This window comes from Halopseudomonas sp. 4NH20-0008 (assembly GCF_057548395.1).
Map to the genome: position 1 here is coordinate 410674 of NZ_BAAJMD010000001.1, position 13738 is coordinate 424411.

General features: G+C 56.5%; 12 protein-coding genes. 11 read left to right on the plus strand and 1 reads right to left on the minus strand.

The features are described from left to right. The first annotated feature begins 474 nt into the window (after nt 1-474). The 6 genes from AC27HQ_RS01850 to AC27HQ_RS01875 all read left to right on the plus strand — a co-directional run bounded on the left by AC27HQ_RS01850 (nt 475) and on the right by AC27HQ_RS01875 (nt 4080). Nucleotides 475-1227, plus strand: a complete 753-nt coding sequence (locus AC27HQ_RS01850; protein WP_487154110.1) for an endonuclease/exonuclease/phosphatase family protein — start codon at nt 475-477, stop codon at nt 1225-1227. A 70-nt stretch (nt 1228-1297) separates the two neighbouring features. Continuing rightward, complete coding sequence (locus tag AC27HQ_RS01855) at nt 1298-1825, plus strand: DUF6998 domain-containing protein (protein WP_487154111.1); 528 nt, start codon at nt 1298-1300, stop codon at nt 1823-1825. Then, the gene (locus AC27HQ_RS01860) at nt 1815-2156 is read left to right on the plus strand and encodes a DUF1493 family protein (protein ID WP_487154112.1); all 342 of its coding nucleotides are present in this window, start codon (nt 1815-1817) and stop codon (nt 2154-2156) included. The genes AC27HQ_RS01855 and AC27HQ_RS01860 overlap by 11 nt, the downstream gene beginning before the upstream one ends. A 96-nt stretch (nt 2157-2252) precedes the next feature. Further along, complete coding sequence (locus tag AC27HQ_RS01865; RefSeq protein WP_487154113.1) at nt 2253-2636, plus strand: DUF4345 family protein; 384 nt, start codon at nt 2253-2255, stop codon at nt 2634-2636. 171 nt (nt 2637-2807) lie between these two features. Continuing rightward, nucleotides 2808-3212 (plus strand): GFA family protein, encoded by a 405-nt coding sequence (locus tag AC27HQ_RS01870; RefSeq protein ID WP_487154114.1) that lies wholly within the window; start codon nt 2808-2810, stop codon nt 3210-3212. Nucleotides 3213-3384: 172 nt separating this feature from the next. After that, nucleotides 3385-4080, plus strand: coding sequence for a hypothetical protein (locus AC27HQ_RS01875; RefSeq protein ID WP_487154115.1), 696 nt, complete (start codon nt 3385-3387; stop codon nt 4078-4080). A 59-nt stretch (nt 4081-4139) separates the two neighbouring features. Here the strand turns inward: AC27HQ_RS01875 and AC27HQ_RS01880 are convergent, their stop codons facing one another. Next, nucleotides 4140-5384 (minus strand): ubiquitin-like protein, encoded by a 1245-nt coding sequence (locus tag AC27HQ_RS01880; protein ID WP_487154116.1) that lies wholly within the window; start codon nt 5382-5384, stop codon nt 4140-4142. 334 nt (nt 5385-5718) lie between these two features. Here AC27HQ_RS01880 and AC27HQ_RS01885 point away from each other — a divergent pair, with 334 nt between their 5' ends. The 5 genes from AC27HQ_RS01885 (at nt 5719) to AC27HQ_RS01905 (ending at nt 13729) form a co-directional block, all read left to right on the plus strand. Continuing rightward, entirely contained in the window at nt 5719-10671 is a 4953-nt protein-coding gene (locus AC27HQ_RS01885; protein ID WP_487154117.1) for a beta strand repeat-containing protein, read from the plus strand. 74 nt (nt 10672-10745) lie between these two features. Further along, nucleotides 10746-11219 (plus strand): DUF3592 domain-containing protein, encoded by a 474-nt coding sequence (locus AC27HQ_RS01890; protein WP_487154118.1) that lies wholly within the window; start codon nt 10746-10748, stop codon nt 11217-11219. A gap of 115 nt (nt 11220-11334) precedes the next feature. Continuing rightward, a complete protein-coding gene (locus AC27HQ_RS01895) occupies nt 11335-12264 on the plus strand; it encodes a mechanosensitive ion channel family protein (RefSeq protein WP_487154119.1) in 930 nt (309 codons plus the stop codon). Nucleotides 12265-12464: 200 nt separating this feature from the next. Next, complete coding sequence (locus AC27HQ_RS01900) at nt 12465-13013, plus strand: sigma-70 family RNA polymerase sigma factor (RefSeq protein ID WP_487154120.1); 549 nt, start codon at nt 12465-12467, stop codon at nt 13011-13013. Then, on the plus strand, nt 13010-13729 hold the full coding sequence (locus AC27HQ_RS01905) for an anti-sigma factor (protein ID WP_487154121.1): 720 nt from the start codon (nt 13010-13012) through the stop codon (nt 13727-13729). Before AC27HQ_RS01900 ends, AC27HQ_RS01905 begins: the two co-directional genes overlap by 4 nt. Nucleotides 13730-13738: the final 9 nt, after the last annotated feature.

The following is a 13738-nucleotide window of genomic DNA, read 5'->3' on the forward strand; positions in this document are numbered from 1 at the left end:
CCCCACAGCCCACCACGCCGGACAAACCGACCGAATAAAACCTTGGACAGCCCCCGCAACCCTGACTTACTCTCGAATACGGCAAGGGAATGCAGTCAGCCCACGCACGACATGGACAGTCTGCCCTCCCCGTAATACAACCAGAACCGTTAACCGCGATGTGTCCAAGCTCAGGATCGGGCGGTAGCGTGCCTGGCGATTGATCACCGTTTAGAGCATCTGCAAGCCAGACCACCTGAACGTGATTGGAAAACACTGTAATTCTTGCGCACTAACTGGATATACAGTGTTATTGAGCGCACAAAATAAAGAAGTCAAGCGATTACAGGGCAGGTCGCTAGCAGACAGAGCAACCGATTGATTTTTAAAGAGAAAGCATCTTTAACCATGACCGGCAAAAGCGTGATTATAAAGAAGTCTCTGATATGTGATCATAAAGCCGTCGGTCCAATACACTGTTAACTGTCTCTATCTATGAAAGTTGTTACCTGGAACTGTAATGGAGCACTCAGACGGAAGCTTGCAGAAGCAGATAGCTTGCAAGCTGATATCTTGGTGATTCAGGAATGTGAAGACCCTGCGTTATCGACGCCGGCATATAGAGAGTGGGCTGGTTCTTACCTGTGGGAGGGCGAGTCAAAAAATCGTGGCATCGGAATTTTTCCCCGAAACGGTCATCGAGTTGAAAAGTTAAATTGGAGTGGCAGCTTTTCCGTGCCTGGACTGTTCAGCAAAAGTGAAACACTGAATTGGAGCACGGAAGATCTCAGGCTTTTTCACCCTTTCACAATTAACGGAGATTTCACTGTGCTGGCCGTCTGGACGAAGGGGCGTAATGAAGAAGCATTTGGCTACATGGGGCAATTCTGGAAGTACCTTCAGATCCACCGTGAAGATCTTGGCCGGGCAAAGACACTCATTCTCGGGGATTTTAATAGCAACGTGCGCTGGGATAAGCCGGACCGCTGGTGGAATCACTCAGATGTCGTTGCTGAGCTCAGTGAGATGGGTTTCAAGAGCCAGTATCATCGAGTCTTTGAGGAAGAGCAGGGCAATGAGACCAGCCCAACATTTTTCTTGCAGCGGAACCGCGAGAAGGCTTACCACATTGATTACGTTTTTACCTCGGCAGACTTTTCAGAAGAATGTAATTTGCAGGTCGGTCAGCACGACGAGTGGATTTCCATTAGTGACCACGTGCCGTTGACATTGAGCATCAACAATTAACAATCGGCTGCACAGCGACCGATTTTCCGCCGCTTCGCGGCTCCAAACCGGCGCGTGAGCCGGCCGTTAAATGCTCATGATCGATCACGATAAATTCCGGAACTTGATCAAGCAGCTCTATGCCACGGTCAATGAGTTGGAGGCCATGTTCCCGGGCAGGCACTTCACCCCGGATGGTCACATGGTTGGCAGTTTGGGTGAATGCCTCGTGGCCGACGCCTATAATTTGGAGCTGAAGACAGCTTCCAACAAAGGCTATGACGCTGCCACCGAAACCGGCTTGGAAGTTGAGATCAAGGCTACGCAATCCAATTCTGTTGCGTTCCGGAGTCAGCCGCAGCATACGATCATCATCAAAATACTGCGTGACGGAACATTCGAAGAAATTTATAACGGTCCAGGATCCCTTGTTTGGGATCAGTTCACAGGTAAACGGCTACCGAGTAATGGCCAGTTTCAAATCTCTCTCAACAAGCTCCGGCAAATCAATCAAACAGTGGCTCAGTCGGACCGTGTGCGAGGGCCATTTAACAAGGCACATCAGTACGCGGCCGGTGGCCGCCGTTGTGCTTCGCGTCAAATGCTTTATGGAATCTGAGATTATTACGTTTGTATCCGAATTTACTGGCGTAAATCCGGAGAAAATAACTGCCGACACGTTGATCAACTTTGATCTAGGTGTCGACGGCGATGATGGGGCTGAGCTGCTAGAGGCGTTCTCAGCTCGGTTTGGCGTGGACCTTAGCTCAATATCTGAAACTTATTTTGGCCCCGAAGGGTTTCCGGCAGGGTTTCTACTTCTCTGGCCATACTATTTATACCGACGAATCAAAGGCTACAAACCTAAAGGTCTCGCTCCGTTATCGGTAGGGCAGCTCATAAAGTCAGCAGAATCCGGGAAATGGGCCAATATGGAACAAGTACATTAAATTCGTTCCGGCCCGGAAGGGCCTCCACCAAAGGGGCTTGCCAGGCCGCCGTTTATGTAAGCCCTCGCCACATAGATCAACAACAGGACGTCTTCCATGATTTACGATGACTTCATTCGACAAGCCCTGCTTGGTGCAACGGCTGGCATATTCCTTATTTTTGCCCTGTGGGCGGCTTTCAGGCCAAACGCCTTGGCTGCATTGATGGGGTACAAGCTGGAAGGCAACAACGCATACAGCGAGTTTCACGCGATCTATGTAGGTATTTTTACCGCGCAATTCTTGTTGTGCGTGTTCGCCATTACCCGCATCCAGGACGCAGCCATCGGCGATCTGGTGGCGATTTTTCTGTTGAGCCAACCCGTTGGTCGCTTACTGGCCGCTATTAAAAAGGGCTTGCCAACAGGCTTCATGCTATTGCTTTTCATCGCGGAGCTAGTCGGCGGCATCCTGCTTCTGGCAGTCAGACCGGCTGGCTAATGGTGCGTTTTGAAGAGGCCAGACACCCCAGCAGAAACCGGGGTCAGATGAACATCTCTGACGGCAAATATCTGTAAAAACTGGCCTAAACCGCTCTTTGCGCTCATTGGGAAGGACCAAGGTCTACCCCTTAATCAAAGGTCATACGACCAGTCATACCGAGGGTAATGCATGAAGTTGATAGGGGGTAGCTGCCTGTGTGGCGAGGTAAGGTTTGAATGCAAAGACAGGTTTAGTGCATTTCATCTATGCCACTGTACTCAATGTCAAAAAACCACTGGATCTGCACATGTATCCAATCTCTTTACTGACGGTGACAATATCACCTGGGTATCTGGTGAAGAAAGGATTCAGCGCTATGATCTGCCAGGTCGCGCTATAACGAATGCTTTCTGTGGACAATGCGGCTCACCCGTTCCGTATCTGTCTACATCGGGTAACGAACTGCTGGTTCCTGCAGGTAGTTTGGATGGAGCACCTACCCTTGCTCCACAAGACAATATATTTTGGAGTGAGCGCGCAAAATGGTACGACGAAGGGGTGCAATCCAGGAAGTTTGAAGGGTTTCCTGATTAGGCTATGTCACTTGCTGCAACCCGCGCATGACCAGCCAAGCACAGGACAATTTGCCTGTTCACTTTGCCAGCGGGCAGTCTTTTCTAAGTTTGGGCGTGACAGCAGTCTTTCCATTGGCTCAAGGAGCGTATAAACCGGCAGGCCGGTTTGCTCAGACGACGGAGTACAGGTTATGCAGTTTAAACTATGGGTGGGACTTGTCTTTGCCGCAGCCCTGACAGCGTGCTCGGATGACAACACATCATCGCTGCCTGACCAGACCGGCGAGGCAGGCCATACGTCCGTGCCACTGGACAACCCCGATCAGGCGAGCCCAGGGGCTGAGCTTGAGTTGGATTGCCCGGGCTTTGAAACCCTGTTTGCCCTGCTACCTGATCAGCTTGAGGGCGAAGCCATCAGCGAACAGTACTTTTCATGTGATGCCGTTACGCCGACGGCCTCCTCCCACTTTACCAGCCAGGATCAGTTTTCATACTGGACCTTCTCCATCACTGCGCGCGATCTTGAATCGCCTGCGGCTCAACCCCGCTGGGACCTCGCTGACGCAGACGAATCACAAAGGGATTACTTGAAAGCGGGGATCAAGGCGGCGCTGGATATGCAGGCGCAACTCTACGATAACTGCATCAACAACACTCCGCTGGCGGGATCGCCCGGTTGGAATAGCACCAGCATCATTAGCGTTGATGCACATGAAGTCTGTATTGGCACCGACGCTCAGATGATAGATGCCGGTGGCTGGAAGGCGCGGGCACTATCAGAGGACTATTTGTATACGCTGCATATCGAAGGAGAGAACGCCACACAGTTCTATAGTGCACAAGATGCTACAGCCTACATAGACGGCTTGTTTAGCCAGTTCAAGTAAGCGATCAACTCCCAGATTAACGGGGCCAGTATGACCTGGCTCCCGTTATCGGCTTGCTACTACAGCGACATATTCCACGACAGCCCCAACCAGATATCCGGGTCCTGACCCCCAGTGGTGGTGTTGGCACTGAATCTCAGGCTGCTGCTCGCGTAGTTGAATACGGCACCGGTTGACCAGTGCATCCAGGTGCGGTCATCGCGGCCGCCGTCTACCCTGAAGGGCTGCCCACCATTGATACCCGAGACGCTCGGGGCGCTGTTGTTGAAGCGGTGGACACCTTCTGCTCCGGCGATCAAGGCCAGCCGAGGGGTCAGAGGATAGCGGGCGTTGACGCCCAGGCGGGACTCGCTGACGGCCTGCCTGCTGCTGGCAAAATAGGCGGGCAGGCTGCCGGACTCCTCGGTGTAACTGTCAACCTGGGTCTCGATCCAGGACATATCCACAAAGGGCGAAAAGTCGGTGCCATAGGCATGCAGGGCATTTTCCCAGTCGAGCCTGGCGCGCAGGGCCCAGGTGTCGGTCCGGGTGTCACCCTTGGAGGCATCCAGCGTCAGGCCGTTGCTATAGCCACGCAGTGCATCGGCGTTGGCGTGGTTGTAGTACAGCGTGGCCGTGGCCCACAGGTCAGGGTGGAGGCTGTGCAACGGGGTTATGAGTTCAAGCAACAGGTATTGGCCGTCGAGCTCCTGCCGGCCGTTGAACGGCGTCTGCTGTTTGTTCCAGGACTTGCCAACCGCAAGGCCAATTTGTGTGCGGGTTGCGTTCAATACCTTGCATCCGCCAATCTCGGCCAGCGCCTGGGCGTCATTGTTACCACCCAGGTTGCTGCCACCCCAGTCGCCAGCCGCCCAGATGCAATGATCCGTGCCCGGCGCAGCGCGCATATCCAGCGGGTGACCATGGTTGCCATGCAGCACCAGTGCAGCCGTGTTGGTGGCGGCTACGGAAATCTGTGCCTGGCCTGCCAGGCTCTGGGAGTAGGTCGCCAGATTGAAGACCGGTGCACTCACCAGCTGCAAGGTAGATTCCTTCTGGATGTCGTAATCAGACAGTGTGAAGCCATCCTCCAGTTGCTGGCCAGCAAAGAACAGGCGCTGATTCTCAGGGGCAATGCCCTCTTTTTCCTGAATGATGGATCTGACGTTCTCGATGGTGTCGTTTGCCTCCACTTCAAACCCGATAAGCTTACCCCCGTCAATTCTGACAAAAATCTGCATAGCCAGCGCCTGGGAGGACAACACGCACGCCAAGACAAACACTGATAGGCGCGCGAGCGGCGCCCGTGACAAGATCGACAGCATGACTGATCCTCGGGAGTGAACTGCAATAAAGGTCAGCCACAATAACGGCGCTCTATCCAAGGATTCAACATAATTAGCAATGCCTTAATTACCCCTGAACAACGCCCTTGCTCCTTCTGGCAGCCCGCCAGCACCGAATACTGGCAGAATAGTATTTAGCCGTGTAAGGTATTCTGGTCTTTTTACCGCCAATCTTGCCCTAAAGAAGACAATCACAGACGAATAAAACATTCGCTCAAAAAGGAAGCAGTGCCTGAAGCCCCGTTTTTTTGTCGCCCTGCATCGGGTTTGACAGAAGCGAGCTGCCACTCAGGCCCTTTTAAGGATAAATATCATGCGCCGCCCCTCCCCAGCCCGTCCGGCCTGCACTGTGCAAGCCAGCGTACAGCCGCGTTTCAGCCGCACCCTTCTGGCCCTGTTTATCGCTACCGGGGCCACCGTTGCCTTACCCAATACCAGCAAAGCCGCGGATTTGTCATGGGATACCAACGCAGGCAATACCGCTGTGGACGGTGGCACGGGCACCTGGGATGCCGCAACCGCGAACTGGACAAGTGACGCCGGGGTAACCAATCAGGCATGGGGCGCGGGGGATAATGCGGTCTTCGGCGGAACGGCGGGGACGGTGACCGTGAGTGGCACGCAGGCCGTCGATTACATCACGGTGCAAACAGGGGGTTATGCGCTGCAAGGCGGTGCGTTGACCTTCAGCACGACCAATGCCTCGGGCGTAACAGTAGAAACCGGTACAACGACGATCTCGACCGACCTGACATCCACCAACGGGTTCAACAAGGCCGGTGATGGCACCCTGGTGTTGTCGGGCACGAATTCGCTGGCCGGCACCTTGGACGTATCACGTGGCAACCTGACCGCGACGAACGCCAATGCGCTGTCCGGCGTATCGAACTTTGTCATGCAAAGCACCAACAGTGCACTGAATGTCGATCTGGGTGGCGCGACACTGTCGGTCGGTTTCTTCACCGTCAATTCGCCGGGCAGCAGCAGCCTGAATAACGGCACAGTCTCGATTTCCGGCCTAGGTCAGCTAGGGTATTCGACCATCAATGCGGTATTGGCCGGATCAGGCGAGCTGCGCAAGGTACTGCCTTACCTTACGACCCTGAACGGTGTGAACACCCTGACTGGCCCGGTCAACGTCAACGAAGGCCAGTTGGCTATCGGGGCCACGGGCAGCCTGCTGAACACCTCGGGCATCACCATTGACGCTGCGGGTACGCTGAGTATCAACGGTGCCGGCGGCAATGCCATCAGCGATACCGGCACGATCAACAACAGTGGCAATCTGATCCTGACCGGCAGCAATGAAACGCTGGGCTCGATCTTTGGCAGTGGCAACATCAACCTGAACAACAACACCCTGACAACCGGCGATGCGGCCAACGCCGAGATCTCAGGCGTGATCTCCGGCAGCGGTAATCTGATCAAACGCGGGAGCGGTACCCTGACGCTCTCCGGCGCCAACACGGCAACCGGAACCTTGACCACCAGCGCCGGAACCACAGTGCTGTCGGGCAGCTGGGCCGGCGATGTGCAGAACAATGCCAATTTCAATCTCATCGGCACATCCACGGTAAACGGGACCGTCCATAACAACAGCACCGGGTCCATCACCAATAACGGTGGCAGTAACGTGACCCTGACTGGCCTGTCCAACTTCATTGCCAACGGCGCTATTGGCAGTGCAGCTGGCTCCATTACCGTCAATACCGATAATCTGACCTATCGCAACGGTCACAATGAAACCGGCAACGTCATCTTCAATGTTTCCGATACCCTCACCGAGGAACGCACAACCGGTCCGACCTGGCAGGGCACCGGTTTCACCTCGAATTTTGCGACGGCTGAAGATGGGGTTTTCACCACCGGGGGCGATTTCACCACCACCGGCGGCTTTACCCATGACAGCAGCGCCGCGCTGACCGTCAGCAGTGGTGACACCATGACGGTCAGTTCATTGACCAACACGACCGGCTCGGTGATCAACCTGCAAACCAATGCCAGCCTGGTGGGTACCGGCAACACCACAAACAATGCCGGAACGGTCAATGTCGCCGGTGGCGGATCGCTGGTCGAGCTGACGGGTGATTACAACAATCTTGCCACCGGGGTGGTGAATTTCAACGATGCCGCCGCCAAGGATTTTGACGTGCAGGCTGGTGTGATCAACAACGATGGCACACTGAATTTCAATGCCGGCACCACCACGGTCAACTCCGGTGGTGGCGCAATCCAGAACAACGCAACAGGCGACATCAATATCGCCGATGGCACGACACTGAACGCCTCGGGTGACACGATCACGAATGCCGGCAGCATCGACATGGCCGGCACGGGGTCTGCACTGACCTTCGGCACACTGACCAATAACACCGGTGGCACGGTCAATGCTCAAGGCACGCTCACAGGAACAGTCGTAAACCAGGGCAGTGGCGACTTCAACATCACGGGCAATATGATTTCCTTGAGCCTGGATATCACCAATACGGACACTGCAACGCTTGATGCAGGCGCCGGCACTATAACCATCATGCGCAACCTGACCAACACCACGACCAGCGGCACGGGTGTGACTGTCGCGACCGGAGCGGGACTGAATGCGGCGGTTATTCAGAATGGTCTGGCCAATGGCTCTGCCGCGTCGCTGATCACCAATAACGGCGGATTGTTCAGCGACACTTCGATCACCAACCACGCAGGGGCGACACTGAACTCGAACACCGCCAACAGCCTGGTCACCTATGAGAACAGCCTGACCAATAACGGCACGGTGAACATGCAAGGCCGGATTGGCGGCCGGTCCGTCATCAACAGCGGCGCTGCGGCGACGTTCAATGTTGTAGGCAATCTGAACGCCATCAATACCAATCCACTGAATGCCTTCACCAACCAGAACAGTGCCGTACTGAACGTCAGCAGCGGGACATTCTGGGTCGATGCGCTGACCAATACATCCGGCGGTACAGGCACCTCGCTGGCGACTGCAGGTGTACAGGTCGAGTCCGATGGCGGGCTGGTGGTGGCCGGCGCGCTCAGCAATAACAGCGCCGGCACGCTGAACAATGCCGGCAGCATCAATGCCGACAGCATTACCAACGCCGTTGGCTCAACGCTGGTGTCCAGCGGCACGTTGGACACCGCGTCCGCTGCAAGCAACGCCATTAATAATCTGGGCACCATGAACATCGGGGCAACAGGGGTTGCACTGGGCGGGCTGGATAACAGCGGCACGCTGACATCCACTGGAGAGTTAAACGAAGGCCTGATCAATAGCGGCACCGCCACGCTGAGTAATCAGGTGCTGGGCGCTGTGCAGAACAACACCGGCGGGCAGTTGAGTGTTGCTGGCGACCTGAGCATGGACAACAGCCTGACTAACGCCGCCGGCGCGCTGATTGACGTCGACACGGGGACCTTGAGCGGTATCACCGCGCTGACAAACCGGGGGACAGGCAGTGGTAACGGTGCTGGCACCGCCGGATTCGAGATTGATGCGGGCGCGACCGTCAGTGCAGCGGATGTGCTGAATACCGATAACGCCACCCTGTATGTCGCTGGCACACTGGTTTCAGGCAATGCGATCCTCAACAGCGCCGGTGCTCAACTGGCTTCGATCGGGGCGCTTGAGGGTGACCTGAGCAACAATTCGATCCTGAGTCTGCAAGGGCTGCTGGACGGTGACCTGATCAACGATGGTGGTCTGACCACCATCACTGGCGCGCTGGCTGGTACAGGTGGTGCAGATACTGGCACTGTGACCAACCGCAATGCTGGCTCACTGGTACTCAATAACGGATCTTCATTTACCTTTGACTGGCTGGATAACGATGCCCTGTCGAGCGTCACCCTGAACGGCGCGACATTGGCGGGTAACGTGATCAATACCGGCACGCTCTTCGGAGCCGGCGTGATTACCCGACAACTGAACAACAATGGGACCGTCGATCTGGTCAACGGGGTCACCGGCGATGAACTGCGCATCAACGGCGGGCTATCGGGTGCTGGCACCTATAACCTGGATTTGGATCTGACCTCGGCGACACCGGGCGTGGATAGACTGGTGATTACCGGTGATACCACCGGCGACCTGGCGCTGGCGTTCAATCTGCTTCCCGGAACACCCGCCTTGCTCAACTCTTCGCTGGTGATCGTTGATGTCGATGAGTCGGCTAATAACGACTTCACCTATTCAACATCGGGACTGCCACAAGCCTCTGGCGCGGTTGCACTCTTCGCCAGTCAGGCAACGCCAAACGGTGACATTGTGATCAGTGGTGGCGCCAGTCCAACCTTGGGCGCACTGATGGAAGGGGTTGCTCAGGTAGAATCCCTGACCCGGCTTTCAACAGGCCGCCTGGGCCTGTACGAAACCGACATCTGTGCCAATACCGGGGTATCGGCACGCGTGTCCAGCGGCGAAACAACCACGGATGCCCGCACCGTTACTGCGCAGCAGTCCGCTGACATGGAAGTCGTCAGCGACTATCAGGGCCTCGAGATTGAAGCCCGACTGGGCTGCCCCAGCCAGATGGCCGGATGGGATCTGAGTTACAACCTGCTGGCGGGCATCAACGACGGAACCACCACACAAAAGATGGGCGGCAGCCTACCCAGCGCTACCCGTCTGGATTTCGATCAACATTACGCTGCGCTGGCCAGCTCAGCACAGCGTGGTGCACTGACGGCAGAGCTACAACTGCGCTACGGCCACACACAATACAAGCCTGACGTCAGCGCCGGCAGCCAGGCCGCCATGATGGGCTTGTCGGATGATACCTTCAAAGCCCAAAGCGTCAGCCTGGATAGCGCGGTGAGTTATCACCTCCCGCTCGGCCAGGGTGGTTTTGCCGTGGTCCCGCAGGGCGGCGTGTCAATCAGCCGCACACGAATAGACAGCCTGAATTTTGCCAATGGCGAAACCATGGAAGCTGACGATTACACCGCGACCAGCAGTTTTGTTGGCGCAACCCTGCAGTACAACGCCACCTCAGCAAGTGGACAAGGCGCCTTCAGCGCCTATCTTGGAGGCAACCTGCACAACAGCCTGAGCGAGGGGCAAAAGGTCACCCTGACCGATGCCAGTGGCAGCCAGGTCGACTTTACCACCAGCGGCGTTGACGACTTTGCCCAGATCAGTGCTGGGATGGATTACACCAGCCAGCTGGACGCCAACCGTCTGTTCAACGTGGGGCTGCGTGCCGACAGTCGCCAGGGCGACGGTGTCGACGGCTACACTGTCGCACTGCAGGTTGGCCTGCATTTCTGATACGTAGCAAACCCCGGGCCATCAGTCGATCAAGGAGGTGACCGACTGATGGCTGGAATACAAGGCATCAGCGCATGGACAAGATCAACTTAGCGACCATCGCAGGACTGGCTTTTGCCCTCTTCGGGGTCTACATGCTCCGGCATGCGCTAGTCAGCTACAGGAAAGCGCGCGCAAGTCTGGCCTGGCCCTGGGTGGCGGGCCAGGTTACCGATGTGCGCCTGTGGGGCAAGCGCAGAGTTGATGGCGTGCTGATGGACGCCGAGCGGCTTGCCGTTGAGTACCATTACTCGATTAACGGCTCAGCACATACGGGTCGCGCCATCGCCTTTTTTACCCTGGTCTACCCCGAGACACTGACGTTGGCGCAGCAACTCAGCGCGGATAAGAACATCAAAGTCTATGTAAATCCCAAAGACCCCGCTGACGCCGTGCTCATTACTGGACTGAGACAGGATAAACCCTACAGTGACCTGATTCTTGGCTTCCTGGGCGCAGCCATTGGCCTTGTCATTGTGGCCTTGAGCTTGTTCGGCATACTGGGCTGATCCAGCCGAACGGCCCTCTCACCGTTCTGCCCACACCCGGCTCACGCACTTTGAATACCTAGCCGTTTCGGGCACTATCGTAGTCATTCCCGCTAGATATTGATGACCCAGACTCATGGACAATTTGCTCGACACCCTGATCCAAAGCGCCCTGCTCGGCAAGATGATCAGCAGTCTTCTGCTCGTCGTTGCATTGCTGATTGTCTGGCGACTAGCCGCGGCCAGCATTCGCCGAATCAGTTGGCCCAACTATGAGTCGCAGCGCCGCTGGCTGGTGATGGCGCGCAATGTGGCGGTTATCAGCGGGATGTTTCTGCTGGTCGTGGTGTGGGCTGACCAACTGCGGACCCTGGCATTATCCATGGTGGCCTTTGCCGCGGCGTTCATCCTGTCGACCAAGGAACTGTTGATGTGCTTTACCGGCGGTCTGCTGCGGTCCAGCGCCGGGATGTTCCATCTTGGCGACCGCATTGAGGTAAAAAAGCTGCGCGGCGACGTGATCGATCTGACCATGCTCACCACCACCATTCTTGAGATTGGCCCGGAACAGCTGTCACACCAGCAGACCGGCCGGGCGGTCGTGTTGCCGAACTCGATCTTTCTCAGCGAAGCCGTGATCAACGAGAGCTTTACCGAAGACTATGTATTGCATACCACAGTCCTGCCGCTGACTCGAAAGGACAACTGGGCGCGCGCCGAGCGTCATCTGTTGCAAGCGGCTACCGAAGTCTGCGAGGAGTTCATTGAAGCAGCCCGCAAGCACCTGATTCATCTGGGCCGACGACAGGGGCTCGATGTACCCTCGGTAGAACCACGAGTAACCCTGCTATTCCCCAAGCCAGAGGAAATCAATCTACTGGTGCGCTTTCCAGTGCCCGCACGCAAGAAGGGCCGGACCGAGCAGGCATTATTCAGGCGCTATCTGGCACTGGAAGAGCTGGCCAATCAGGCGGCCCTGTCGCGCAGCGCACAATCTGACAGTGCGGATCAAAACCAGCCATCCGACAAGCACGCGCCAACGGATGGCGCACACGTGCAAGGCTAGGGAGTGGCCGGCACTTCGGTTTATGGCCAAGATCTTCAATCCAAGACGTCCTTGAAGCTTTTAAAAAGAGACTTTAGCTGGCTCGATTCAGAAACAATTGCACACGATCCCGATCTTTTAATTGCACTTCAGACATCTGCAGTCTGTGCTCGCGGGTATACCCTGCATGGACGCAAAGGCCAAGGGTATGAGAACGCAGCATGGCAGACAGCAATTTCGATTATGACGGTACGTTAGCGGCCTGCGCCCGCGGGGATAAGGCTGCATTCAACCGGCTTTACCAGCAGGAAGCCGGGCAGTTGCTCGGTTTGGCCATTACCCTGCTCGGCAGGCGTGATCAGGCCGAAGACTGTCTGCATGATGCCTTGGTCAAGGTTTGGCACAACGCCCATCGATTCGACCCGTCTCTGGGGCAGGGCAGGGCCTGGATCTACAGCATTCTGCGCTACCGTGCACTGAACCAACTGCGCAATCGCGGCCGACTGGTGCAGACCGATGACAGCTTTATCGAGCAAATGGCCGATGACAGTGCCCAGGCCGAACAGCACGCCAGTAGCAGGTCGGAGGGGCGCCAGTTGCGGCGCTGCCTTGGCCAATTGGAACGCCCCCGCCGCCATCCGATTCTGCTGGCGTTTTACCGCGGCATGACCCACGAGCAAATTGCCACCCGCCTGGCGGCGCCGCTGGGCACCATCAAGGGACGTATCCGCGCAGGGCTTCGCGCATTACAGGAGTGTTTGCAGGCATGATTCCACAGGCACCTGAGTCGCGCCGGGCTTTAATCGGCGAATATGTTCTGGGCCTGCTTGAGGAGCCCGAGGCCACTGAGGTCAGCGAGCTTATCGAGTCCGACCAGGCCGCTGCGCGCATGGCGCTGGAGTGGGAGCAACACTTACTTGAGCTGGCCGACCAGCTTCCCGCACAAGCCCCATCACTTCTATTATGGCAGCGCCTGCAGCAGAGCCTGGGCTGGTCTACCAGCACACCGACCAACGCGCCCTCAGGCCTGAGCCAATGGTGGAACAGTCTAGGTCTGTGGCGCTTGACCAGCGGAGCCCTGGCCTTTCTGCTGTTACTCAGCCTGATGCCGGCACTGTTGCGTGAGAGCCCCTCTATGGCCAGCTATACCGCCGTATTGCAAACGCCCGGTGAAAGCGCCCGGCCCGGCTGGGTCGTCACCATTGACGGCGGCGGCACGCTCAAACTGGAATCCCTGGTGGCTGACCAGATACCATCAGGTCGCAGCGTGCAATTCTGGACCCTGATTGACCCCAAGGAAGGTCCGCGTTCACTGGGGTTGATCGAGCCGGGAAGTACAACCACCCTCAGCGCCGAACAGATCGGCGCAGTGCAAGCCGGCCAGCTGTTTGAGCTGACGCTTGAGCCCGAAGGGGGATCACCGCTCAACCGTCCAACAGGACCGGTGCTGTACATTGGCCGGGCGGTACTGATTGCCAGTAACTAGATCTTGAAA